Origin of the sequence: Mycobacterium sp. MYCO198283 (assembly GCF_021213805.1) — a bacterium.
Lineage (GTDB): Bacteria > Actinomycetota > Actinomycetes > Mycobacteriales > Mycobacteriaceae > Mycobacterium.
The window spans coordinates 33,574-57,062 of the sequence record NZ_JAJQJI010000008.1; the positions used below are offsets into that span (position 1 = coordinate 33,574).

The 23,489-nt window shown below is 72.5% G+C and carries 23 protein-coding genes and 1 pseudogene; 20 read left to right on the forward strand and 4 right to left on the reverse strand.

Translation table 11 applies throughout. From position 1 onward, the window contains the following. Window positions 1-32 precede the first annotated feature (32 nt). From LV457_RS15700 to smc, 7 genes are read left to right on the forward strand one after another with little or no spacing between them, the layout of a single operon-like run. Complete coding sequence (locus LV457_RS15700) at window positions 33-617, forward strand: DUF177 domain-containing protein (RefSeq protein WP_232172215.1); 585 nt, start codon at window positions 33-35, stop codon at window positions 615-617. After that, a complete protein-coding gene (gene rnc / locus LV457_RS15705; protein WP_232172217.1) occupies window positions 614-1,306 on the forward strand; it encodes a ribonuclease III in 693 nt (230 codons plus the stop codon). The genes LV457_RS15700 and rnc overlap by 4 nt, the downstream gene beginning before the upstream one ends. A 3-nt stretch (window positions 1,307-1,309) precedes the next feature. Continuing rightward, the gene (mutM, locus tag LV457_RS15710) at window positions 1,310-2,164 is read left to right on the forward strand and encodes a bifunctional DNA-formamidopyrimidine glycosylase/DNA-(apurinic or apyrimidinic site) lyase (protein WP_232172219.1); all 855 of its coding nucleotides are present in this window, start codon (window positions 1,310-1,312) and stop codon (window positions 2,162-2,164) included. A gap of 5 nt (window positions 2,165-2,169) precedes the next feature. Then, window positions 2,170-2,832, forward strand: a complete 663-nt coding sequence (locus tag LV457_RS15715; RefSeq protein WP_232172221.1) for a DUF5642 family protein — start codon at window positions 2,170-2,172, stop codon at window positions 2,830-2,832. Window positions 2,833-2,837: 5 nt separating this feature from the next. Further along, a complete protein-coding gene (locus LV457_RS15720; protein WP_232172222.1) occupies window positions 2,838-3,251 on the forward strand; it encodes an OsmC family protein in 414 nt (137 codons plus the stop codon). Continuing rightward, window positions 3,238-3,528 carry an acylphosphatase gene (locus LV457_RS15725; RefSeq protein WP_232172224.1) on the forward strand — a complete coding sequence of 97 codons (291 nt, stop codon included), beginning with the start codon at window positions 3,238-3,240 and terminating at the stop codon, window positions 3,526-3,528. Before LV457_RS15720 ends, LV457_RS15725 begins: the two co-directional genes overlap by 14 nt. A gap of 26 nt (window positions 3,529-3,554) precedes the next feature. Further along, window positions 3,555-7,169: a chromosome segregation protein SMC gene (smc, locus tag LV457_RS15730; RefSeq protein ID WP_232172226.1), complete on the forward strand. Its 3,615-nt coding sequence runs from the start codon at window positions 3,555-3,557 to the stop codon at window positions 7,167-7,169. Here the strand turns inward: smc and fni are convergent. Beyond that, window positions 7,166-8,188, reverse strand: a complete 1,023-nt coding sequence (gene fni / locus LV457_RS15735) for a type 2 isopentenyl-diphosphate Delta-isomerase (protein ID WP_232172594.1) — start codon at window positions 8,186-8,188, stop codon at window positions 7,166-7,168. The two genes, smc and fni, sit on opposite strands and share 4 nt — an antisense overlap. 49 nt (window positions 8,189-8,237) lie before the next feature. On the opposite strand from fni, the gene ftsY reads away from it, so the two are divergent. From ftsY to LV457_RS15765, 6 genes are all read left to right on the forward strand, one after another. Then, window positions 8,238-9,527: a signal recognition particle-docking protein FtsY gene (ftsY, locus tag LV457_RS15740; RefSeq protein ID WP_232172228.1), complete on the forward strand. Its 1,290-nt coding sequence runs from the start codon at window positions 8,238-8,240 to the stop codon at window positions 9,525-9,527. A 180-nt stretch (window positions 9,528-9,707) separates the two neighbouring features. Continuing rightward, window positions 9,708-11,066 (forward strand): ammonium transporter, encoded by a 1,359-nt coding sequence (locus LV457_RS15745; RefSeq protein ID WP_232172230.1) that lies wholly within the window; start codon window positions 9,708-9,710, stop codon window positions 11,064-11,066. Window positions 11,067-11,103: 37 nt separating this feature from the next. Continuing rightward, a complete protein-coding gene (locus LV457_RS15750; protein ID WP_232172232.1) occupies window positions 11,104-11,442 on the forward strand; it encodes a P-II family nitrogen regulator in 339 nt (112 codons plus the stop codon). Between the two features lie 54 nt (window positions 11,443-11,496). Continuing rightward, window positions 11,497-13,992: a [protein-PII] uridylyltransferase gene (locus LV457_RS15755; protein WP_232172234.1), complete on the forward strand. Its 2,496-nt coding sequence runs from the start codon at window positions 11,497-11,499 to the stop codon at window positions 13,990-13,992. Window positions 13,993-14,027: 35 nt separating this feature from the next. Continuing rightward, a complete protein-coding gene (gene ffh / locus LV457_RS15760; RefSeq protein ID WP_232172236.1) occupies window positions 14,028-15,593 on the forward strand; it encodes a signal recognition particle protein in 1,566 nt (521 codons plus the stop codon). Window positions 15,594-15,596: 3 nt separating this feature from the next. Next, a complete protein-coding gene (locus LV457_RS15765) occupies window positions 15,597-16,706 on the forward strand; it encodes an amidohydrolase family protein (RefSeq protein WP_232172238.1) in 1,110 nt (369 codons plus the stop codon). On the opposite strand, the pseudogene LV457_RS15770 reads toward LV457_RS15765, so the two are convergent. Both LV457_RS15770 and LV457_RS15775 read right to left on the reverse strand, forming a co-directional pair. Further along, window positions 16,690-17,506 (reverse strand): annotated as a pseudogene (locus LV457_RS15770) (D-alanyl-D-alanine carboxypeptidase family protein). The gene LV457_RS15765 and the pseudogene LV457_RS15770 overlap by 17 nt on opposite strands. An 89-nt stretch (window positions 17,507-17,595) precedes the next feature. Beyond that, on the reverse strand, window positions 17,596-18,468 hold the full coding sequence (locus LV457_RS15775) for a D-alanyl-D-alanine carboxypeptidase family protein (protein ID WP_232172240.1): 873 nt from the start codon (window positions 18,466-18,468) through the stop codon (window positions 17,596-17,598). A gap of 57 nt (window positions 18,469-18,525) precedes the next feature. On the opposite strand from LV457_RS15775, the gene LV457_RS15780 reads away from it, so the two are divergent. The 5 genes from LV457_RS15780 (at window position 18,526) to trmD (ending at window position 21,037) form a co-directional block, all read left to right on the forward strand. Then, window positions 18,526-18,945, forward strand: a complete 420-nt coding sequence (locus tag LV457_RS15780) for a nuclear transport factor 2 family protein (RefSeq protein WP_232172241.1) — start codon at window positions 18,526-18,528, stop codon at window positions 18,943-18,945. Between the two features lie 166 nt (window positions 18,946-19,111). Next, window positions 19,112-19,567 carry a 30S ribosomal protein S16 gene (gene rpsP / locus LV457_RS15785; protein WP_232172243.1) on the forward strand — a complete coding sequence of 152 codons (456 nt, stop codon included), beginning with the start codon at window positions 19,112-19,114 and terminating at the stop codon, window positions 19,565-19,567. A gap of 5 nt (window positions 19,568-19,572) precedes the next feature. Then, window positions 19,573-19,815, forward strand: coding sequence for an RNA-binding protein (locus tag LV457_RS15790; protein ID WP_003928628.1), 243 nt, complete (start codon window positions 19,573-19,575; stop codon window positions 19,813-19,815). An 8-nt stretch (window positions 19,816-19,823) separates the two neighbouring features. Continuing rightward, window positions 19,824-20,339: a ribosome maturation factor RimM gene (gene rimM / locus LV457_RS15795; protein ID WP_232172245.1), complete on the forward strand. Its 516-nt coding sequence runs from the start codon at window positions 19,824-19,826 to the stop codon at window positions 20,337-20,339. 8 nt (window positions 20,340-20,347) lie between these two features. Next, a complete protein-coding gene (gene trmD / locus LV457_RS15800) occupies window positions 20,348-21,037 on the forward strand; it encodes a tRNA (guanosine(37)-N1)-methyltransferase TrmD (RefSeq protein ID WP_232172247.1) in 690 nt (229 codons plus the stop codon). Here the strand turns inward: trmD and LV457_RS15805 are convergent. After that, entirely contained in the window at window positions 21,034-21,954 is a 921-nt protein-coding gene (locus LV457_RS15805) for a serine hydrolase (protein ID WP_232172249.1), read from the reverse strand. The genes trmD and LV457_RS15805 overlap by 4 nt on opposite strands. A gap of 332 nt (window positions 21,955-22,286) precedes the next feature. On the opposite strand from LV457_RS15805, the gene rplS reads away from it, so the two are divergent. Both rplS and lepB read left to right on the forward strand, forming a co-directional pair. Next, a complete protein-coding gene (gene rplS, locus LV457_RS15810; RefSeq protein ID WP_232172250.1) occupies window positions 22,287-22,628 on the forward strand; it encodes a 50S ribosomal protein L19 in 342 nt (113 codons plus the stop codon). Continuing rightward, window positions 22,594-23,487, forward strand: coding sequence for a signal peptidase I (gene lepB / locus LV457_RS15815; protein ID WP_374198870.1), 894 nt, complete (start codon window positions 22,594-22,596; stop codon window positions 23,485-23,487). Before rplS ends, lepB begins: the two co-directional genes overlap by 35 nt. Window positions 23,488-23,489: the final 2 nt, after the last annotated feature.

Genomic DNA, 23,489 nt, shown 5'->3' on the forward strand with positions numbered 1-23,489 from the left:
CCTGCTCCTGGTCCGCCGGTAAAATCGCCGGTATGGCCACGCAACAGGGAAGGCGCGCGCCCGAGTCGCCGCTGACCGTCAACATCGCGCGGCTCGGGAGACGCCCGGGATCGATGATCACCGTGGCGAAGACCGTGCCCAGCCCGGCGCGCATCGGGCTCGACCTGGTCGGCATCGACCGGGATGCGCCGTTCGAACTGGACCTGCAACTGCAGTCGGTGTCGGAAGGCGTCCTGGTGACCGGCACGGTGTTCGCGCCGACCACCGGCGAGTGCGCCCGCTGCCTGACCGCCGTGACCGGCGACGTCGAGATCGAGCTGACCGAGCTGTTCGCCTATCCCGAGACCGCGACGGAGGCGACCACCGACTCCGAGGAGATCCCGCGCGTCGGCGCGAGCGGGGTGCCGGACACCGTCGACCTCGAACAGCCCATCATCGACGCGGTCGGGCTGGCGCTGCCGTTCGCGCCGCTGTGCCGCGACGACTGCCCGGGGTTGTGCACCGTCTGCGGCGCCCCGCTGGCCGAGGCCGGCCCCGATCACGGCCACGACCAGATCGATCCGCGGTGGGCGAAGCTCTCGGGCATGTTCTCCCAGCCCGGGGACGGCGGTTCGTGAGCGCATCTTCCGCGGCGCTGCTGGCGGCGCTGGGCGTGGAGCTGCCCGACGACCTCCTCACGCTGGCCGTGACCCACCGCAGCTACGCCTACGAGAACGGCGGGCTGCCCACCAACGAGCGGCTGGAGTTCCTCGGCGACGCGGTGCTCGGACTGACCATCACCGACGAGCTCTACCACCGCCACCCCGACCGCTCCGAGGGCGATCTGGCCAAGCTGCGCGCCAGCATCGTCAACACCCAGGCGCTGGCGACGGTGGCGCGCGGGCTCGGCGACGGCGGGCTCGGCCCGCACCTGCTGCTGGGCCGCGGCGAGGTGAACACCGGCGGTGCGGACAAGGCGAGCATCCTCGCCGACACCATGGAGTCGCTCCTGGGCGCGGTGTACCTGCAGCACGGCATCGAGGTGGCCCGCGAGGTGATCCTGCGGCTGTTCGGCGCGCTGCTCGACACCGCGCCGACGCTGGGCGCCGGCCTGGACTGGAAGACCAGCCTGCAGGAGCTCACCGCCGCGCGCGGGCTGGGCGTGCCGACCTACGTCGTCACGTCGACCGGTCCCGACCACGACAAGCAGTTCACCGCGTCGGTCGTCGTGATGGACACCGAATACGGTGCGGGCGTGGGCCGTTCGAAGAAGGAAGCCGAACAGCAGGCGGCGGCGGCGGCGTGGACCGCGCTCGAGAACGCCTGAGAGGTGCCCGAGCTCCCGGAGGTCGAGGTGGTGCGGCGCGGACTCGACGCCCACGTCGTCGGCCGCGCGATCACCGCCGTGCGGGTGCACCATCCGCGGGCGGTGCGCCGCCACGAGGCGGGTCCGGCGGATCTCACCGCCCGCCTGCTGGGCGAGCGGATCACCGGGACCGGCCGGCGCGGAAAGTACCTGTGGCTCACGCTCGGCGACGGCACAGCCGCGCTGGTCGTGCACCTCGGGATGAGTGGACAGATGCTGCTCGGCCCCGTGCCGCGCGACGACCACGTGCGCATCGCCGCGCTGCTCGACGACGGGACGCCGCTGAGCTTCGTCGACCAGCGCACGTTCGGGGGCTGGCTGCTCGCCGACCTCGTCACCGTCGACGGCACCGCGGTCCCGCAGCCGGTCGCGCACATCGCGCGCGACCCGCTCGACCCGCGGTTCGACCGCGACGCATGCGTGACGGTGTTGCGCCGCAAGCATTCCGAGGTCAAGCGCCAGCTGCTCGACCAGACGGTGGTGTCGGGCATCGGCAACATCTACGCCGACGAGGCGCTCTGGCTGGCCCGGCTGCACCCGCGCCGGATCGCCGCCACCGTGGCGCGGCGGCGGCTGACCGAACTGCTCGACGCCGCCGCCACCGTCATGACCGCCGCGCTGGCCGAGGGCGGCACGTCCTTCGACTCGCTGTACGTCAACGTCAACGGCGAGTCCGGCTACTTCGAACGCTCGCTCAACGCCTACGGCCGAGCGGGCCGGGGCTGCCGGCGGTGCGGCACGGTGATGCGGCGCGAGAAGTTCACCAACCGGTCGTCGTTCTACTGCCCGGCGTGTCAGCCGCCACCGCGGGTACGGTGACGCGGGTGTTCCGCCTGACGGTCGCCCTGGCGCTGGCCGCCGCGACGCTCGCGGCGTGTGACTCCGCCGGCGGCACCGCGCCGCCGCGCGCCGACGTCGACATCTCCCGAATCGGGTTGTTGGTCAACGACTTCCCGGTGACCTACCGGGTGCGGTCGCTGCCGCGGTCCACGCTGACCCGCGAGCAGATCGACCATGCCGCCGCGCTGCCCGCGGGCCTCACGGTCGAGCCGCCGCAGTGCCGCGGCCTCGACAACGTGCTGCCCGACGCGGTCGGCGCCACGGTGGAGGGCGTCGAGGGCACCGGCGACCGCAGCATCACCGTCGTGGCGATCGCCACCGAGCAGCCGCTGCCGGTGGATCGGCCCGCCGGCTGCGAGCGTGTCACCGTGCGTTCGGTGGGCGGCGCCGTGTTGGGGGAGGTCGAGCCGATCCCGCCGCCGGAGATCACCGGCGCGGCCGCCCACGGCTATCGCGCCACGCTCTCCTACGGCAATCCGCCGGTGCGGACCGCGTCGATCACGTTCCGCGCGCAGGTGACCGACACCCTTGCGGTCGGCGTGCAGAGCACCGCGACCGGTCCGCCGCCGTCGGACGACGGTGCGATGGAGCGCGGCCTGCTGGTGAAAGCGGTGGCCGCGGTGCGCGGACAGCAGACGGGAGAATGAGCGACGTGACCGAGTTGTGGGTGGAACGTACCGGCGTGCGCCGGTACACCGGACGGAGTTCGCGCGGCGCGCAGGTGCTGGTCGGGTCCGAGGACGTCGAGGGTGTCTTCACCCCGGGCGAACTGCTCAAGATCGCGCTGGCCGCGTGCAGCGGCATGAGCAGCGACCAGCCGCTGCGCCGGCGCCTCGGCGACGACTACGCGGCCACCATCGCGGTGTCGGGCGCCGCCGACCGCGAACAGGAGCGCTACCCGAAGCTCACCGAGGAACTGCGGGTGGACCTCTCGCAGCTCGGCGAGGCCGAGGTGGCCCGGCTGCTGACGGTCGTCCACCGGGCCGTCGACCAGGTCTGCACCGTGGGCCGCACCTTGAAGTCGGGCACCGAGATCGTGTTCGAGGTGCGCGGTGAGCGCACCTGACACCGGCGACGTCCGGCTGACCGCCTGGGTGCACGGCCACGTCCAGGGCGTCGGTTTCCGCTGGTGGACCCGCTGCCGGGCGCTGGAGCTCGGGCTGACCGGCTACGCCGCCAACCACCCCGACGGGCGGGTGCAGGTCGTCGCCCAGGGACCGCGCGAGGCGTGCGAACGCCTCCTCGACCAGCTCCGATCCGGTGCGGCGCCGGGGCGCGTCGACACCGTCGTCGCGGACTTCGCCGAGGCGAAAGACCCGATCTCCGGCTTCACCGAGCGGTAGGGCGCCCGCCGGTACGCTGGCACGCCATGCACCTCAAGAGCCTGACGTTGAAGGGCTTCAAGTCCTTTGCGTCCCCGACGACGCTCCGGTTCGAACCGGGCATCACGTGCGTCGTCGGACCCAACGGCTCCGGCAAGTCGAACGTCGTCGACGCGCTGAGCTGGGTGATGGGGGAGCAGGGCGCCAAGGTGCTGCGCGGCGGGAAGATGGAGGACGTCATCTTCGCCGGGACGTCGTCGCGCGCCCCGCTCGGGCGCGCCGAGGTCACCGTCACGATCGACAACTCCGACCACGCGCTTCCCATCGAGTACTCCGAGGTGTCCATCACCCGGCGCATGTTCCGCGACGGCGCCAGCGAGTACGAGATCAACGGCTCCGGTTGTCGGCTCATGGACGTCCAGGAGTTGCTCAGCGATTCCGGCATCGGCCGCGAGATGCACGTCATCGTCGGCCAGGGCCGGCTCAGCCAGATCCTCGAATCGCGGCCCGAGGACCGCCGCGCGTTCATCGAGGAGGCGGCCGGCGTCCTCAAGCACCGCAAACGCAAGGAGAAGGCGGTCCGCAAGCTCGACGCGATGTCGGCGAACCTGGCGCGGCTCACCGACCTCACCACCGAGCTGCGCCGCCAGCTCAAACCGCTGGGCCGGCAGGCGGAGATGGCGCGCCGCGCGCAGACCATCCAGGCCGACCTGCGCGACGCCCGGCTGCGGCTGGCCGCCGACGACGTGGTGACCCGCCAGGCCGAACTGGCCGACACCGCCGAGACCGAGGCGGCGCTGCGCCGCGAGCACGACGACGCCGCGGCCCGGCTGGCGACCGCCCAGGCCGAGCTCGCTGCGCACGAGGCGGCGGTGGCGGCGCTGCGGACCCGGGCCGACGCCGCGCAGCAGACCTGGTTCCGGCTGTCGGCGCTGGCCGAACGGGTGAGCGCGACCGTGCGGATCGCCACCGAGCGGGCCGCGCACCTCGACTCCTGGGCGGCGACGACCGGCGGAGCCGAAGCGACCCGCGCCGCCGGCGCCGACCCCGACCAGCTGGACGCCCAGGCCGACGAGATGGCCGCCCGGGAGGCGCGGCTGCGCACGAAACTGGAAGCGGCGCGCACCGCGCTCGCGGCGGCGAAGGCGGAGCTGGCGCAGCGTGAGGGCGCGGCGGCGGCGGCCGAGCGGGCGCACCTGGCGGCGGTGCGGGCCGAAGCGGACCGCCGGGAGGGGCTCGCACGACTGGCCGGCCAGGTCGACACCATGCGCACGCGGGTCGAGTCCATCGACGCCGAGATCACCCGCGTGACCGATTCCATCGGGGTCGCGGCCGTGCGCGCCGACGCCGCGCGCGCCGAGTTCGAGACGGTGCAGGCCCGCGTCGACGAACTCGACGCCGGCGAGGCCGGGCTCGACGAGCACCACGACCGCACGGTCGCTGCGCTGCGCGGCGCCGCCGAACGGGTCGCCGAGCTCGAGACCGCCGAACGGGCCGCCGAGCGCCAGGTGGCGTCGCTGCGCGCCCGGATCGAGGCGCTGTCGGTGGGCCTGGACCGCAAGGACGGCGCGGCGTGGCTCACCCAGCACCGCGCCGGGGCCGGCATCTTCGGTTCGGTCGCGCAGCTGGTGAAGGTCTCGCCCGGCTACGAGGTCGCGGTCGCGGCGGCGCTGGGGGCGGCGGCCGATGCGGTGGCCGCCGACGACGCCGCGGCGGCCGGCGCGGCCGTGCGGGCGCTCAAGGAGTCTGACGGCGGCCGGTCGGCGATCCTGCTCGGCGACTGGCAGCCGACCGCGGTGCCCGCGCCCGACCTGCCCGCGGGCGCCCGGCCGGCGATCGAGCTGGTCGAGGCGCCGGCCCGGTTGCGCGGTGCGGTGCAGGCGCTGCTGGCCGACGTCGTCGTGGTCGACGAGCTGCCCGCAGCGTTGGCGCTGGTGAAAGCCCAACCGCGGCTGCGCGCCGCGACCCGCGACGGCGACCTGGTGGGTGCCGGCTGGGTCGCCGGGGGCTCCGACCGGCGGCCGAGCACGCTGGAGATCGCGGCCGCGGTCGATCAGGCGCGCACCGAGCTGGCCGGCGCCGAACGGCGGATCACCGAGCTCGGCGCCGCGCTCGCCGGCGCCCGTGCCGAGCTGCGCGACCGGCAGGACGCCGCCGAACAGGCGCTCGCCGCGCTCAACGAATCCGACACCGCGATCTCCCAGGTGTACGAGGAGCTGGGGCGGCTCGGTGCGCAGGCGCGCGAGGCCGAGGAGGAGCACACCCGGCTGTTGCGCCGCCGCGCCGACCTCGACGCCAGCCGCGCGCAGACCCTCGCATCGCTTCGCGAGCTGGAGGAACGGCTGCGCGTCGCCGAACAGGCGCCGCAGGCCGACGCCGACGAGCCGGTGGACCGCGGTGCGGTGATCGCCGCCGCGGAGGCGGCCCGCGCCGCGGAGGTCGAGGCGCGGCTGACGGTGCGCACCGCCGAGGAACGCGCTCACGCCGTTCGCGGACGGGCCGAGTCGCTGCGCCGGGCCGCCGCCGCCGAACGCGAGGCGCGGGTGCGGGCCGAACGGGCGCGGCAGGCCCGTCGGCACGCCGCGGAGGTCGCCGCAGCCGTCGCCGACGCGGGCCGGCTGGTCGCAGAGCGGCTCGCGGACGCCGTCGGGGCCGCGGCCCGCGCACGTGACGCGCTGGCAGCCGAGCGCACCGAGCGCACCGCCGCGCTGACCGAGACGCGCGCCGTCGTCACGGAACTGACGGCGCGGATCGCCGCGCTCACCGACGCCCTGCACCGCGACGAGGTCGCCAAAGCGCAGGCCGCGCTGCGGATCGAGCAGCTCGAGGCCCAGGTGCTCGATCAGTTCGGCATGACGCCGGCCGACCTGGTCGCCGAGTACGGGCCCGACGTCGCGCTGCCGCCGACCGAATTGGAGCTGGCCGAGTACCAGCAGGCCAAGGAGCGCGGCGAGCAGGTGAGCGCACCGGCGCCGATGCGCTTCGACCGGCCCACCCAGGAGCGCCGGGCGAAGCGGGCCGAACGCGAGCTGGCGGAGCTGGGCCGCGTCAACCCGCTGGCCCTGGAGGAGTTCGCCGCGCTCGAGGAGCGCTACACGTTTCTCGCCACGCAATTGGAGGACGTGAAGGCCGCCCGCAAGGACCTGCTCGACGTGGTCGAGGACGTCGACGCCCGCATCCTGCAGGTGTTCGCCGACGCCTACGCCGACGTCGAGCGGGAGTTCCGCGACGTGTTCGCGACGCTGTTCCCCGGCGGCGAGGGCCGGCTGCTGCTGACCGATCCGGGCGACATGCTGACCACCGGCGTCGAGGTCGAGGCCCGGCCGCCGGGCAAGAAGGTCAAGCGGCTGTCGCTGCTGTCGGGCGGCGAGAAGTCCCTGACCGCGGTGGCGATGCTGGTCGCCATCTTCCGCGCCCGGCCGTCGCCGTTCTACGTGATGGACGAGGTGGAGGCGGCCCTCGACGAGGTGAACCTGCACCGGCTGCTGCGGCTCTTCGAGCAGCTGCGGGAACGCTCCCAGCTGATCGTGATCACGCACCAGAAGCCGACGATGGAGGTCGCCGACGCGCTCTACGGCGTCACCATGCAGGGCGACGGCATCACGACGGTGATCTCGCAGCGGCTCCGGGGGCAGTCCCGGAAGGTCCCGGCGCCGGCCTAGAGGTCGACGAGTGCGTCCTCGCGCAGCGCGGCCAGCTTGGCGGCGCCGCAGCCGTGCAGGCAGATCCGCAGCTCGTCGATGAAGTCGTCGAGCCACGCGACCACCGCGTCGGCCGAGGTGATCGCCGGTTCCAGCAGCGGGCGGGCGACCGCCACCACGTCGGCGCCCAATGCGATCGCCTTGGCCGCGTCGGTGCCCGTGCGGATGCCGCCCGAGGCCACCAGCGGCACCGCGGGCAACTGCGCCCGGACCTCGCGCAGCGCCACCGCGGTCGGGATGCCCCAGTCCGCGAGCTGCGGATACCTCAGTTCGCCGAACCGCACGAACTGCTCGACCCGCGCCCACGACGTGCCGCCCGCGCCGGCGACGTCGATGGCCGCGACGGGGCATTGGCCGAGCACCGCGAGCATGTCGGCCACCGCGGCGCCCCCGATGCCGTGGCCGACCTCCTTGAGCAGCACCGGGTAGCCGACCGTCGACGCGATGTCGCCCAGCCGGTGGATCGAGCCGGCGAAGTCGGTGTCGCCGCCGCGCTGCAGCGCCTCCTGCAGCGGGTTGGTGTGCACCGCCAGCGCGTCCGCGCCCACCCGGTCCAGCGCGCCGACCAGGTCCGGCAGCACCGCGGGCGTCGCCTGGCTCAACCCGATGTTGCCGATCAACAGCACGTCGGGCGCCACGTCGCGCACCGCGAAGCTGGCGGTCGCACCCGAGCCGTCGCGGTCGTCGAGCATGATGCGCTGCGAGCCGAGCATCATCCCGACGCCGAGGCGTTGCGCCGCCGCCGCGAGGTTGCGGTTGATGGTCCCGGACAGTTCGGAGCCGCCGGTCATCGCCCCGACGAGCACCGGGGCCGCGAGCCGCCGACCCAGGAACTCCGTGCCGAGGTCGATGCTGCGCATCGTCGTCTGGGTGAGCGCGTTGTAGCGCAGCCCGTAGCGCTCGAAGCCGGTCGTCACCGCCTCGAACCCGACCGGTTCGGTCAGGCAGACGTCGATGTGCCGGCGCTTGCGGTGCGCCATACCGGCGGGGTCGGTCACCGCGTCACCGCCTGCTTGGGACAATGGCGTGGTGTCGGAACCCTTGTGGATCGCAATCGCGGTTGTCGCCGTCCTGGTCGTCGTTGCGCTGGTCGTGGGCCTCGTCCGGTATCGCCGGAGCCGGATCAGCCTGCGCGCCCGGGACGAGAGTGCCACAGCGGTCGACCGGTCCGGCGGATACACGGCGAAGTCCGCGATCACGTTCACCGAATCGTCAGCACCCCCGATCCCGAAGATCGACACGGCGGGCTCACCCGCGGTCGGGGACGACGCGACCATCCCGCGCGATGCCATCAAGCGCCCGATCGCCGACGTCCGGCTCCCCGAACCCGAGACCGCACCGCCCGAACCGGCCCCCGCGCCGCCCGAACCCGCCCCGGCGCTCGACGTCGAGACGATCGCGCCAGCGGAGGGCCGGCTCGAGCGGCTGCGGGGCCGGCTCGCCAAGTCGCAGAACGCGTTGGGCCGCAGCATGCTCGGGCTGCTCGGCGGCGGTGACCTCGACGAGGACTCGTGGGAGGAGGTCGAGGAGACGCTGCTGGTCGCCGATCTCGGGCCGACCGTCACCGCCTCGGTCGTCGCCGCGCTGCGGTCCCGGCTGGCCGCCAACCCGGTGCGGTCGGAGGCCGATGCGCGCGCGGTGCTGCGCGAGGTGCTGGTCGCCGAACTGCACCCGGAGTTCGACCGGTCGATCCGGGCGCTGCCGCACGCCGACCACCCGTCGGTGCTGCTGGTGGTCGGCGTGAACGGCACCGGCAAGACCACGACCGTCGGCAAGCTGGCGCGGGTGCTGGTGGCCGACGGGCGCCGGGTGGTGCTCGGCGCGGCCGACACGTTCCGCGCGGCGGCGGCCGACCAGCTGCAGACCTGGGCGTCGCGCGTGGGCGCCCAGGTGGTGCGCGGCGCCGAGGGCGCAGACCCGGCGTCGGTGGCGTTCGACGCGGTCGACGCCGGTATCCGCGAGGGCGCCGACGTGGTGCTCATCGACACCGCCGGGCGGCTGCACACCAAGACCGGGTTGATGGACGAACTGGGCAAGGTCAAGCGGGTGGTGAGCAAGCGGGCCGCGGTCGACGAGGTGCTGCTCGTCCTCGACGCCACCATCGGGCAGAACAGCCTGCCGCAGGCCAAGGTGTTCTCCGAGGTGGTCGACATCACCGGTGTCGTGCTCACCAAGCTCGACGGAACCGCCAAGGGCGGCATCGTCTTCCGCGTGCAACAGGAGCTCGGTGTGCCCGTCAAGCTGGTGGGGCTGGGGGAGGGCGCCGACGACCTCGCGCCGTTCGAGCCGGGCGCTTTCGTCGACGCGCTGCTGGGGTGAGCGCCGCCGGCTCGTGACGCGCGGACGTTTCCCGAGAGCCGGGTGAAACACCGGCGTAACACCGACCGCCGAGGCGTTCACGCATCCGCAACACCTGCGCATCGCAGGTGAAACGCGGGCCGATGACCCTTCTCGGGAGGCCGAATCTGCTCGGCGCACTCCCAAGGAGGTTGACACACAGTGGTCTTAGCCCTACCCGCAGAAGTCTTCGGTGTCGCCGACACCGGCGACACCGCCTGGGTGCTCACCAGCGCCGCGCTCGTGCTGCTCATGACGCCCGCGCTGGCCTTTTTCTACGGCGGCCTGTCCCGCGGCAAGTCCGTCCTCAACATGATGATGATGTCTTTCGGATCGCTGGGCGTCGTCAGCGTCATCTACGTGCTCTGGGGCTACTCGATGTCCTTCGCGTCGGCACAGACCCAGGAGGACGACTTCTTCGGCGTGTTCGACAACCCCTTCTCGCTGTTCGGCCTCGGGCCGCTCATGAACACCGCCGAGGTGCCCGATCCGGCCGGCGGCGACCCCGTCGAGCAGGTGGTGCTCGGCGGGTTCGGTTCCGTGCCGGCGATCGTCTGGGTGGCGTTCCAGCTGACGTTCGCCGTCATCACCGTCGCGCTGATCAGCGGCGCGGTGGCCGAGCGCGTCAAGTTCGGCACCTGGCTGGTGTTCAGCGGCATCTGGGTCACGGTCGTGTACTTCCCACTGGCGCACATGGTCTGGGGCAACGGCCTGCTGTCGGGCGCCGAGGGCAGCATCGCCGCCGGGCTGTTCGGCTATAACGAGGAGACGACGCACGCCAACACCGTGCCGATCGACTTCGCCGGCGGCACCGTGGTGCACATCAACGCCGGTATGGCCGCGCTGGTGCTCGCGCTGCTGGTCGGCAAGCGCGCCGGGTTCGGCCGCACCGCCTACCGCCCGCACAACATCCCCTGGGTGATGCTGGGCGCCGCGCTGCTGTGGTTCGGCTGGTTCGGCTTCAACGTGGGATCCGAGGGCAAGGCCGACGCACTGGCCGGCCAGGTGTGGGTGAACACCACGGCGGCCACCGCGGCCGCGATGCTCGGCTGGCTGCTGGTCGAGCGGGTCCGCGACGGGCATCCCACCAGCGTCGGGGCGGCGTCGGGCATCGTCGCCGGCCTGGTCGCGATCACACCGGCATGCGCGAACGTCAGCGCCGTCGGTGCGCTCATCGTGGGCGTGGTCGCCGGGGTGCTCTCCGCGCTCGCCGTCGGGCTGAAATACAAGTTCGGATACGACGATTCGCTCGACGTCGTCGGCGTGCACCTGGTGGCCGGCCTGTGGGGCACGGTCAGCCTCGGCCTGCTGGCGCTCGACACCGGCCTGTTCTACGGCGGGGGTTTCGATCAGCTGATCATCCAGGTGATCGTCGCGCTGGTGGCGCTCGCGTTCACCGGGGTGCTGACGACGGTCATCGCGTTCGCGCTCAAGCCGCTGGGCTGGCGCGTCCCGAGGGAGGACGAGGACACCGGCATCGACGAGACTCAGCATGCAGAAACTGCTTACGAACTCGCCTGATCGGGAACAATCGAAACTCCAGAAAGGGATCGAGTAAATGAAGCTGATCACTGCAATCGTCAAGCCGTTCACGCTGGAAGACGTCAAGACCGGCCTCGAGCAGGCGGGCATCCTCGGGATGACCGTCAGCGAGGTCCAGGGATACGGCCGCCAGAAGGGGCACACCGAGGTCTACCGCGGCGCCGAGTACTCGGTCGATTTCGTGCCGAAGGTGCGCGTCGAGGTGCTCGTGGACGAGTCCGCCGTCGACAAGGTGGTGGACGTCATCGTGCAGGCGGCCCGCACCGGGAAGATCGGCGACGGCAAGGTCTGGGTCAGCCCGGTCGACACGGTCGTCCGGGTCCGCACGGGTGAGCGAGGTAGCGACGCGCTGTAGCGGCGCGGCCCGAACTCCGGTCGCACACCAGATCTTTGGCCGGAGAGGGCCGACATGACCAGAGAGCCGACAGATCCCGCCGCCGGTGGTGCCGGCATGGCGCCACCGCCGGCGGGATCGCCGCGTCCGGCCACCGATCTCGCCGCCGCCGCCCGCCAGCTCACCGCCAGTGGTCCGCGGCAGCTCCACGCCGCAGCGCTGCGCGATGCGCTGCAGGACCTGCACGAGTTCTGGTTGACCACCAAGGCCGCCGAGATCGGCGTCTCGCCGTCGAGCGGCTTTGCGATCGTCGCCTTGGGCGGGCTGGGTCGCCGTGAGCTGCAACCGTATTCGGATCTGGACCTGACGCTGCTGCACGACGACATGCCCGCCGACGTCGTCAGCGAGATCGCCGACGCGCTGTGGTATCCGCTGTGGGACGCCAACATCCGGCTGGACCACAGCGTGCGGACGGTCCCGGAGGCGCTGCAGGTGGCCGACCAGGACATCTCGGCCGCGCTGGCCATGCTGGAGGCCCGCCACATCGCCGGCGACCCGGAGCTGTCGGCGCTGCTGATCGGGGGCGCCCGCCGGCAGTGGCGCACCGGCATCCGATCGCGGTTCGGCGAGCTGGTCGACATCACGCACGAACGGTGGTCGCGCAGCGGCCAGATCGCCCACCGCGCCGAACCGGACCTCAAGAGCGGCCGCGGGGGCCTGCGGGACGTGCAGCTGCTCAACGCGCTCGCGATCGCCCAGCTCACCGACGCCCAGGCCCGCAGTCATTCGGCGATGCCGTCGGGCTCGCTGGCCGCCGCGCACCTGACGCTGCTGAACGTGCGTACGGAGCTGCACCGGGTGTCCGGGCGCGGCCGCCACCTGCTGCTGGCGCAGCACGCCGACGAGATCGGCGCCGCGCTGCACATCGGCGACCGGTTCGACCTGGCCCGGGCGCTGTCCGACGCCGCCCGCACGGTCAGCTACTACGTCGACTCCGGGCTGCGGACCGCCGGCAACGCGCTGCCCCGCCGCGGCCTGGCCGCGCTGCGCCGCCCGGTGCGCCGCCCGTTGGACGAGGGGGTCGTGGAATTCGCCGGCGAGGTGGTGCTGGCCCGCGACGCCCGGCCGGAGCGCGATCCCGGGCTGGTGCTGCGCGTGGCGGCAGCGTCGGCGACCACCGGGCTGCCGCTGGCCGCGTCCACGCTGAGCCGGCTCGCCGACCGCGCACCCGAGCTGCGGGCACCGTGGCCACGCGAGGCGCTCAAGGACCTGCTGGTGATGCTGGCGGCGGGGCAGTCCACGGTGGCCGTCATCGAGGCACTGGACCGAACGGGACTGTGGGGCCGGTTGTTCCCCGAATGGGGCGCGGTGCGCGACCTCCCGCCGCGCGACGTGGTGCACACCTGGACGGTCGACCGTCATCTCGTCGAGACCGTCTCGCGCGCAAGCGCGTTCACCACCCGGGTGGCACGCCCGGACCTGCTGCTGCTCGGGGCGCTGGTGCACGACATCGGCAAGGGCCGCGGCGGCGACCACAGCGTGATCGGCGCCGAGCTCGCCACCCAGATCGGCAACCGGCTCGGGTTGTGGCCATCCGACGTGGCGGTGCTGTCGGCGATGGTGCGCCACCACCTGCTGTTGCCGCACACCGCAACCCGTCGCGATCTGCAGGATCCGGACACCATCGCCGCGGTCGCGGACACGCTCGGCGGCGACCCGGTGCTGCTCGAGCTGCTGCAGGTGCTCGCCGAGGCGGACTCACTGGCCACCGGACCCGGCGTCTGGGGCGACTGGAAGGCGTCACTCATCGGCGACCTGGTCCGTCGGTGCCGACTGGTGATGGCGGGAGAGCCACTGCCCCAACCGGATCCGGTCGACGAACGGCTGCTCGAGCTCGCCGCGACGCTCGGTGCCGGCGGCCGCCCGGCGGTGCACGTCGAGATGGCGCCCGCCGACGCCACCCACGCTCACCGCGTGACCGTCGTCGCGCCCGACCGGCGCGGGCTGCTGTCCAAGATGGCAGGGGTGTTGTCGCTGAACGCGCTGCGGGTGCACTCGGCATCGGTCAACAGCCACGAGGGGTCGGCGATCAACACCTTCGTGGTGTCGCCGCACTTCGGCCCGCCGCCGGCCACCGACCTGCTCCGCCAGCAGTTCACCATGGCCCTCGACGGCGAACTGGACGTGATCGCCGCGCTGCGGCAACGGGCGCAGCCCCCGCAGCGTGCGGGCGAGCCGCCGGCGGCCGTGCCCATCACCGCCGCGGCGCCACCGCGCGTCCTGTGGTTCGACGACACCGTCCCCGGCCGGCTGATCGTCGAGGTCCGCAGCGCCGACCGGCCCGGCCTGCTCGCGCTGTTGACGTCGGCGTTCGAACGGGTCGGGGTCGACGTGGCATGGGCGAAGGTGACCACCCTGGGCGCCTCGGTCGTCGACGTGTTCGGCATCTCCGTGCCGTCGCTGGGCGAGCGCGGCGCAGATCACGGCGCCGTGCGCGCCGAGATCGACGCGCGGCTGCTGGAGGTGCTGCCGGGCGCCGCGCAGCCGAAACCGGTCGAGGCCGCCGGTTGACGCCGCGGCGGACGGGGTCCCACTAGGCTGGCCGGGTGTTCGAATCGCTGTCCGACAGGCTGACAGGCGCCCTCGCGGGGCTGCGCGGCAAGGGCCGGCTCACCGACGCCGACATCGACGCCACCGCGCGCGAGATCCGGGTGGCGCTGCTGGAGGCCGACGTCTCGCTGCCCGTGGTGCGGTCCTTCATCGCGCGGGTCAAGGAGCGCGCCAAGGGCGCCGAGGTGTCGGGCGCGCTGAACCCGGCGCAGCAGGTCGTCAAGATCGTCAACGAGGAGCTCGTCGGCATCCTCGGCGGTCAGACCCGCACCCTGGCCTACGCCAAGACCCCGCCGACGGTCATCATGCTCGCCGGCCTGCAGGGCGCCGGCAAGACCACGCTGGCCGGCAAGCTCGCGAAATGGCTGAAGGGACAGGGACACACGCCGCTGCTGGTGGCGTGCGACCTGCAGCGGCCCGGCGCCGTCAACCAGCTGCGCATCGTCGGTGAGCGTGCCGGGGTGGCGACGTTCGCGCCGCACCCCGGCACGTCGCCCGAAGGGTCGGAGCTGGCGGGACCGGGCGATCCGGTCGCGGTGGCCGCCGCCGGGCTGGCCGAGGCCCGCAACAAGCTGTACGACGTCGTCATCGTCGACACCGCGGGCCGCCTCGGCATCGACGAGGAGCTGATGGCGCAGGCCGCCGCGATCCGCGACGCCGTCGACCCCGACGAGGTGCTGTTCGTCGTCGACGCGATGATCGGCCAGGACGCCGTCACCACCGCCGAGGCGTTCCGCGAGGGCGTCGGCTTCACCGGTGTGGTGCTCACCAAGCTCGACGGCGACGCCCGCGGCGGCGCCGCGCTGTCGGTGCGCGAGGTCACCGGCGTCCCGATCCTGTTCGCGTCCACCGGCGAGAAACTCGACGACTTCGACGTCTTCCACCCCGACCGGATGGCGAGCCGCATCCTGGGCATGGGCGACGTGCTGAGCCTCATCGAGCAGGCCGAGCAGGTCTTCGACGCCGAGCAGGCCGAGGCGACGGCCGCCAAGATCGGCAGCGGCGAGCTGACGCTCGAGGACTTCCTCGAGCAGATGCTCGCGATCCGCAAGATGGGGCCCATCGGCAACCTGCTGGGCATGCTGCCCGGCGCCGGGCAGATGAAGGACGCGCTGGCCGCGGTCGACGACAAACAACTCGACCGCGTGCAGGCCATCATCCGCGGCATGACGCCCGCCGAGCGGGCCGACCCGAAGATCATCAACGCCTCGCGGCGGCTGCGCATCGCCAACGGCTCGGGTGTCACGGTCGCCGAAGTCAACCAGCTCGTCGACCGCTTCTTCGAGGCCCGCAAGATGATGTCTCAGATGGCCGGGCAAATGGGCCTGCCGTTCGGCCGCGGCAAGAGCGCCACCCGCAAGCAGGCCAAGGGCAAGGGCAAGGGCGGCAAAGGGAAAAAGGGCGGGCGCGGCCCGACGCCGCCGAAGGTGCGGGGACCGCTCGGCGCCAACATGCCCGCCGGCTTCCCGGACCTGTCGGCGATGCCGAAGGGCCTCGACGAACTGCCGCCGGGGCTGGCCGATTTCGACCTGTCGAAGCTGAATTTCCCCGGCAAGAAGTAGCGCGTGCGCCTGCACCTGCGCGGCCGGGGGCTGCCCGACGGCGAGCCGGTCGAGTGGTGGGTCGTCGATGAGCGCTCGCGCGAAGAGCATCGATCGGGCGGTGTGCTGCGCGCCGAACCCGTCGCGGGCGCCGACACCGTGTGGGACGGCGGCTGGATTCTGCCCGGGCTGGTCGACGCGCACTGCCACGTCGGGCTCGGGCCGGGCGGACCGACGAGCCTCGACGAGGCCGTCGCGCAGGCCGAGACCGAACGCGATCACGGCGCGCTGCTGCTGCGCGACTGCGGGTCCCCGATCGACACCCGCAGCCTCGACGACCGCGAGGACCTGCCCCGGATCATCCGGGCCGGCCGGCACCTCGCGAGACCGAAGCGCTACCTCCCCGGCCTGCCGATCGACATCGAGGACGAATCGCAGCTGCCCGCGGCGGTGGCCCAGCAGGCGCGGCGCGGCGACGGCTGGGTGAAGCTGGTGGGGGACTGGATCGACCGGTCGGTGGGCGATCTCGCGCCGCTGTGGTCCGACGACGTGCTGCGCGCCGCCATCGACGCCGCGCACGCCGAAGGCGCCCGCGTGACGGCGCACGTGTTCGGGGAGGACGCGCTGCCGGGGCTGATCGGCGCGGGCATCGACTGCATCGAACACGGCACCGGGCTCACCGACGACACGATCTCCCTGATGCTGGCACACGGCACGGCGCTGGTGCCGACGCTGATCAACGTCGAGAACTTCCCCGGCATCGCCGACGCGGCCGGCAAGTACCCCACCTACGCCGCCCACATGCGGGACCTGTACGCCCGCAGCCGCGGCCGGGTCGCCGCCGCGCACGATGCGGGCGTACCGGTCTTCGCGGGCACCGACGCCGGCGGCATGATCGCCCACGGCCGCATCGGCGACGAGATCGACGCCCTGCGCGGCATCGGCATGTCGGCGACCGACGCGCTGGGCGCCGCGTGCTGGGATGCGCGGGACTGGCTGGGACGGCCGGCGCTCGCCGACGGCGCTCCCGCCGACCTGGTCTGCTATCGCGACGATCCGCGCGGCGGCGCCGGTGTCGTCAACCGCCCGGACCTGGTGGTGCTGCGCGGTCGCGTGTTCAGCGCGGCCGACTGAAGCCCCAGTCGAGCAGGCCGGTGAGCTGGCTCCACATGTCGCCGTTGCCGTGCATCAGCACCACCACCAGCCGGCGGCCGTTGCGGGCGGCGGCGCCGACGTAGGTGTGCTGCGCGAGGTTGGTGTAGCCGGTCTTGCCGCCGAGCGCCCCGGGGTAGTACTCGATGAGGTCATTCTGATTGGTGAGCGTCTTGCCGGGGAACGGCGCCGACGGCTGGCGCATGATCTGGCCGATCAGCGGATAGCGCAGCGCCGCACGGAAGATCACCGCCAGGTCGTGCGGCGTCGTCAGCGACTCCCGACCGGGGCCGTCCAGCCCGGACGGCGACGATGCGCGCGTCGCGCGGGCACCGAGCGACGCAGCCTTGGCGTTCATCCGTGCGACCGCCGCACGCTGCCCGCCGAGCATGTCGGCCAGGCATGGTGGCGGCGTCGTTGCCCGACACCAACAGCAGCCCGTCGAGCAGCTGGCGGGTGGTGTACACCTGGCCCGGCTGCAGCCCGACGCAGGAACATTCCACGTCGTCGTGGCTGGCGTTCGCCCGCGCCCACGCGGCGGGCGGCAGCGCGTCCAGCACCACCATCGCCAGCAGCACCTTGATCGTGCTGGCCGGCGCGTAGGAGCCGTTCGCGTCGCGGCCGGCGAGGACGGCGCCGCTGTCGAGGTCGGCGAGCAGCCACGCCTTCGCGGGTCCGTCGGGCGGCGCGCTGGCGGCGCGGACGGGTTCGGGGGCCGGTTGCGCCGTCGCGACCGCCGTCCCGGGCGCCGGCGTGACCAGGAGTGCGACCGACACGGCCATCGCGGCCAGGCGAGTGCGCACGAGCGCGAACGCTATCGGCGGCGGGTCACCGCTCGACGCCGGTCAGGACGCGGTTCGATCTCGGCGGGTCAGAGGGTGCCGGTTGCGGTGCGGCCGTCCTGCGCGAAACCCCAGTCGAGCAGCGCGGCCGCCTGATCCCAGTAGGTCGGACCGCCCTCTTTCACCAGCCCGTACATCAGCGCGACGACCAGCCGGTGCCCGCCGCGCTGCGCGGCGCCGACGTAGGTCTTGCGGGCCAGGTCGGTGTAGCCGGTCTTGCCGCCCAGCATCCCGGGGTAGCGGTGCATCATCTCGTTCTGGTTCACCAGGACCGTGTCCCCGGTCTTGGTTGGGAACACCGCCGTCGGCTGCGCGACGATCTCGGCGAACACCGGATAGCTCATCGCCGACCGGAAGATCACCGCCAGGTCGTGCGGCGAGGACCACATCGCGATGCCCGGGCCGTCGATGCCCGACGGGCTGCCCGCATGGGTGCCGTGGGCGCCGATGGCCGCCGCTTTCGCGTTCATCTTCGTCACCGCGGCGTCGGGGCCGCCGAGCATGCGCGCCAGCGTGTTCGCGGCGTCGTTACCCGAGACGAGCAGCAGGCCGTCGAGCAACTGCCGCGTCGTGTAGGTACGGCCCGGCGCAATCCCCGCGCAGTTGCACTCGACCCGCGTGTCGGCCACCTCGCCGACGACCGTGGCGTCGAGCGGCAGCTCGTCGAGCACCACCTGCGCCAGCAGCGTCTTGATGGTGCTGGCCGGCGCGTAGTGGCCGTCCTGGTTGCGCCCGGCGAGCACCTGCCCGGTGTCCATGTCGGCGACGATCCACGCCTGCGCCGGACCGTCCGGGGGGACGGCGGCGGCGGGCACCGCCACCTCCGGGTCGGCGCCGGCGTTCGGTGCGAGAACGACGAGCCCGACCAGCAGCGCCACCCCCGCGGCAAGGAACCTCCGCATGGCGGGGAAGCTTAGCCCGCCCGGTGCGCGCCGAGAGCACACCTGTTCAATCGGGTGATGCTGAGCCTCGCCGAGATCTCCGACCGCCTGGAGATCCAGCAGCTGATGGTCGACTACTCGACCGCCATCGACTCGCGCCGCTTCGACGACCTCGACCAGGTGTTCACCCCCGACGCCTACATCGACTACCGCGCGACCGGCGGCACGCAGGGCGCCTACCCCGAGGTCAAGGCGTGGCTCGCCGAGGTGCTGCCGAACTTCCCGGCGTACTCGCACATGCTGGGCAATTTCGACATCCGGGTCACCGGGAACGCCGCGACAGCGCGGACCATCTGCTTCAACCCGATGGTGTTCGACGCCGAGCAGCGGCAGATCCTGTTCGTCGGCATCTGGTACGACGACGAGTTCGTCCGCACCGACGCCGGCTGGCGCATCGCCCGCCGCGTCGAGGTGCGCTGCTTCGACAAGCTGCTGTAGCGCCCGCACGATTTCGGAAGTGCAGGCCGGTTCTGGCAGAATCGACCGTTGTCCGCAGCCCGGCCACGGCCGCCTGCGGTCAGACCCGCGCGAGGCAAAACCGGATCGGGCAATCCGCCCGCATCGCCGAATTGCCGCGTGACACCTCCCGAGGAGTAGTTGTTCCATGGCTGTCAAGATCAAACTGACGCGGCTCGGCAAGATCCGCAATCCGCAGTACCGCATCGCCGTCGCCGACGCGCGCACCCGCCGCGACGGGCGTTCCATCGAGGTCATCGGTCGCTACCACCCGAAGGAAGAGCCGAGTCTCATCGAGATCGACTCCGAGCGCGCGCAGTACTGGCTGTCGGTCGGCGCCCAGCCCACCGAGCCCGTCCTCAAGCTGCTGAAGATCACCGGCGATTGGCAGAAGTTCAAGGGCCTGCCGGGCGCCGAGGGCACGCTCAAGGTCGCCGAGCCCAAGCCGAGCAAACTCGAATTGTTCAACGCGGCGCTCGCCGAGGCCGAGGGCGGCCCGGCCACCGCGGCCACCACGCCCAAGAAGAAGCCCGCCAAGAAGGCCGGCGCCGCGGCTGCTGACGCGCCGGCCGACGCCGAGGCCACCGCTTCGCAGGAGAGCTGAGCCCCATGAGCTCCGTCGTGGTCGACGCCGTCGAGCATCTGGTCCGCGGCATCGTCGACAATCCTGACGACGTCCGCGTCGACATGGTGACCAACCGTCGCGGGCGCACGGTCGAGGTGCACGTGCACCCCGACGATCTCGGCAAGGTGATCGGCCGCGGCGGCCGCACCGCCACGGCGCTGCGCACGCTGGTCGCCGGTATCGGCGGCCGTGGGATCCGCGTCGACGTCGTGGACACGGACCAGTAGCTCCCCCGATGGACCTGGTTGTCGGTCGGGTCGCCAAAGCGCACGGCGTCGCCGGTGAGATGGTGGTCGACGTGCGCACCGACGATCCCGACCTTCGGTTCGCCCCCGGTGCCGCGCTGCGGGGCCGGCCGTCCCGTGGCGGCGCCGAACGGGAGTTCCGCATCGTGTCGGTGCGGGAGCACGGCGGCCGGCTGCTGCTGCGGCTCGACGGGGTCGCCGACCGGGACGCCGCCGACGCGCTGCGCGGCACGCTGTTCCTGATCGACTCGGCCGAACTGCCCGCCCTCGACGAGCCCGACGAGTTCTACGACCACGACCTGCAGGGGCTGGCGGTCCGCACGGTCGCCGGGGTGGCGGTGGGGAATGTCACCGAGGTGCTGCACACCGCCGGCGGTGAATTGCTCGCCGTGCACACCGGCGACCGGGAGGTGCTCGTGCCGTTCGTCAGCGCGATCGTCACCTCGGTGTCGTTGGCGGACCGCCTGATCGAGATCGATCCGCCCGAGGGCCTGCTGGAAATCTGAAGACCGCTGTGCGCATAGATGTCGTCACCATCTTCCCCGCCTACCTCGACCCGCTGCGGGAGTCGTTGCCGGGCAAGGCGATCGCGTCCGGCATCGTCGACCTGGCGGTGCACGACCTGCGCCGCTGGACCCACGACGTGCACCACTCCGTCGACGACGCGCCTTACGGCGGCGGGCCGGGCATGGTGATGACGGCGCCGGTGTGGGGCGCCGCGCTCGACGAGATCTGTACGCCCGACACCCTGCTCGTGGTGCCGACCCCGGCCGGGCGGCTGTTCACCCAGGCCGACGCGAAGCGCTGGAGCGCCGAGCAGCACCTGGTGTTCGCCTGCGGCCGCTACGAGGGGATCGACCAGCGGGTGGTCGACGACGCCGCCACGCGGATGCGCGTCGAGGAGGTGTCGATCGGCGACTACGTGCTGACGGGCGGCGAGTCGGCGACCCTGGTCATGGTCGAGGCGGTGGTGCGGCTCCTGCCCGACGTGCTCGGCAATCCGGCCTCGGCGCAGCACGATTCGCACTCCGACGGCCTGCTGGAGGGGCCCAGCTACACCCGGCCGAAGCGCTGGCGGGGACGCGACGTGCCCGACGTGCTGTTGTCGGGCGACCACGCCCGCGTTGCGGCGTGGCGCCGCGAACAGTCGCTGCGGCGGACCCGGGAGCGTCGCCCCGAGCTGCTGGGCGACGCGGACGCCTAGATCCGCCCTGCGGGGAACATCGTCTTGACCGCCTGCGTCAGCTGCGCGCGCGCCGCGTCCTCGTCGACCGGCTGCAGTGAGCCCATCGCCATCACGTAGCGGCGGTCGGCTCCGATGATGCCGGTGGACATGTGTAGCTGGTTGCTGCCGTTCCAGCAGCAGAACCAGCCCTGCTTCACCGCCACCGGCTCGGCGTAGAGCCCTTCGGGGATTCCGAAGCGCTGCGGGTAGCCGTCCAAACCGGTCGGCGTCGACTGCGCGAGGTTCCCGACGATCACGTTGACCTGTTCGGCCGGCAGCCCGCCGCTGCCGTCGAGCAGCATGTCGTAGTACCGGACGAGGTCGCCGGTGGTGCTGAGCGTGAGATCCCAGTGCCCGTTGTACGGCGCCCTGGTCTCCGACAGCCCGTACCGGGCGGCGACGCGGGAGATGACGGCGTTGCCGCCGCTGCGATCCCAGAACGTCTGCGCGGCGCTGTCGTCGGAGGACCGCAGCATCACGTCGAGGGCCTGTCGGTCGGCAGGCGACAACGTCGTCTCGCCCCTCGACGCCTGCAGGAGCAGGTCGTCGGCGATGAACAGCTTCACGACCGACGCGATGGGGTACTGGCGGTTGTTGCCGTTGGACACGGTCTGGCCGGAGGTGCGGTCCATCACCGCGATCGACAGGCTGGCGCCGGCGGCGGTCGCGTCGGCGGTGGCCTGCTGTGTCCGCGCCGCCAGGCCGTCGAAGCCGTTGACCGCCGGTTCCGGCGGGGTCGCGGGCACGGCGGGCGCCGACATCGGCACCGCCGGGCGCTGGTCGGCGTCGTCCGCTGCGCCGGGCTCGCCGTGGCTCTGCCCGACGCATCCGGCCACCAGCAGCGCGCACACCGTCGCGGCGAGGGGGGTGACCAGTGCCGACGGCACGATTCGCATGACTCTCCTGGACGTTTTCGGTAGTCGCAGACGGCGCGTCGTCGACGCCTGGAGGGGACTGGGCTCAGGGTATCGCCTGCCGGCGGCACGGGCGATGTTAGTCGAGCTACCCAGTTCGCCGGTCAGCCAACCTCGGCGCATGCCGTCCGCCGCGCCGTCGCCGATTTCACGACCGAGTGCCCGGTCTGGCACACTTGAGCAGTTGCCCCGAGCGCGGCCGGTCGTCGGCTGCGTGACGCGGGGCCACCAGTTGCCACAATCCATCGGCCCGGCTGCCGGCTCGCGATCAGCGTCCGTGTGCCCGGAGCCGCGACCGCAAGGAAGTGTCACCGATGAACACGCTGGACTTCGTCGACCAGACGTCGCTGCGCGACGACATCCCGACCTTCGGCCCGGGTGACACCGTCAATGTCCACGTAAAGGTCATCGAGGGCAACAAGCAGCGCATCCAGGTGTTCAAGGGTGCGGTGCTGCGCCGGCAGGGCGGCGGCGTCCGCGAGACCTTCACCGTACGCAAGGAGAGCTACGGCGTCGGCGTCGAGCGCACCTTCCCGGTGCATTCGCCGAACATCGACCGCATCGAGGTCGTGACGCGCGGCGACGTGCGCCGCGCCAAGCTGTACTACCTGCGCGAGCTCCGTGGCAAGAAGGCCAAGATCAAGGAGAAGCGCTGACCGTGGCCGGCCGTCCGCGGCTGGCTACGCTGATGCCGTGACGGACACGAACCCACCGGCTGAGGACGAGCGACCCGCCGGGGAGGACGTTGCGGACGCCACCGGCGAAGAGGCGCCCCGCCGGAAACGGAAGTCCGCGGCCCGCGAGTTCGCCGTCCTCGTGGTGCTGGCCGTCGGGCTGTATTACGTGATGCTCACGTTCGTCGCCCGGCCGTACCTCATCCCGTCGGAGTCGATGGAGCCGACGCTGCACGGCTGCTCGGGCTGTGTGGGTGATCGCATCATGGTCGACAAGGTCACCTACCGGTTCGGCGAACCGCGGCCCGGCGACGTCGTCGTCTTCAAGGGGCCGCCCGTCTGGAATCGCGGCTACCAGTCGATCCGGTCGGACAATCCGGCCATCCGCTGGCTGCAGAACGCGCTGTCGGTGGTCGGCTTCGTGCCGCCCGACGAGAACGACCTGGTCAAACGGGTCATCGCGGTCGGCGGTCAAACCGTGCAGTGTCGCAACGACACCGGGCTCACCGTCGACGGCGCCCGGCTCGACGAGCCGTACCTCGATCCGGAGACCATGGGCGTGTCCGCCATGGAGCTGCCGTGCCTGGGGCCGCAGTTCGGTCCCGTGACGGTGCCCGACGGCCGGCTGTGGGTGATGGGCGACAACCGCACACACTCGGCGGACTCCCGCGCGCACTGCGCGAGCCCGCGCGACGGCATGGACCGCGGCATCGCCTGCACCGGCGATCCCGAGTCGGGCACCGTGCCCGTCGAGAACGTGATCGGGAAGGCGCGGTTCATCGCCTGGCCGCCGGGGCGGTGGGGCGGTGTGGATTCGGTCAACCCGCAGCAGGGTGCCTGACC

Bases quoted from the DNA above. Each gene is read 5' to 3' on its own strand.
- LV457_RS15700 (WP_232172215.1), top strand. From the start codon at position 33: ATGGCCACGCAACAGGGAAGGCGCGCGCCCGAGTCGCCGCTGACCGTC.
- rplS (WP_232172250.1), top strand. From the start codon at position 22,287: ATGAACACGCTGGACTTCGTCGACCAGACGTCGCTGCGCGACGACATC.
- LV457_RS15790 (WP_003928628.1), top strand. From the start codon at position 19,573: ATGAGCTCCGTCGTGGTCGACGCCGTCGAGCATCTGGTCCGCGGCATC.
- LV457_RS15805 (WP_232172249.1), bottom strand. From the start codon at position 21,954: ATGCGAATCGTGCCGTCGGCACTGGTCACCCCCCTCGCCGCGACGGTG.
- rpsP (WP_232172243.1), top strand. From the start codon at position 19,112: ATGGCTGTCAAGATCAAACTGACGCGGCTCGGCAAGATCCGCAATCCG.
- LV457_RS15780 (WP_232172241.1), top strand. From the start codon at position 18,526: ATGCTGAGCCTCGCCGAGATCTCCGACCGCCTGGAGATCCAGCAGCTG.
- LV457_RS15775 (WP_232172240.1), bottom strand. From the start codon at position 18,468: ATGCGGAGGTTCCTTGCCGCGGGGGTGGCGCTGCTGGTCGGGCTCGTC.
- LV457_RS15755 (WP_232172234.1), top strand. From the start codon at position 11,497: ATGACCAGAGAGCCGACAGATCCCGCCGCCGGTGGTGCCGGCATGGCG.
- smc (WP_232172226.1), top strand. From the start codon at position 3,555: ATGCACCTCAAGAGCCTGACGTTGAAGGGCTTCAAGTCCTTTGCGTCC.
- rimM (WP_232172245.1), top strand. From the start codon at position 19,824: ATGGACCTGGTTGTCGGTCGGGTCGCCAAAGCGCACGGCGTCGCCGGT.
- fni (WP_232172594.1), bottom strand. From the start codon at position 8,188: ATGGCGCACCGCAAGCGCCGGCACATCGACGTCTGCCTGACCGAACCG.
- LV457_RS15750 (WP_232172232.1), top strand. From the start codon at position 11,104: ATGAAGCTGATCACTGCAATCGTCAAGCCGTTCACGCTGGAAGACGTC.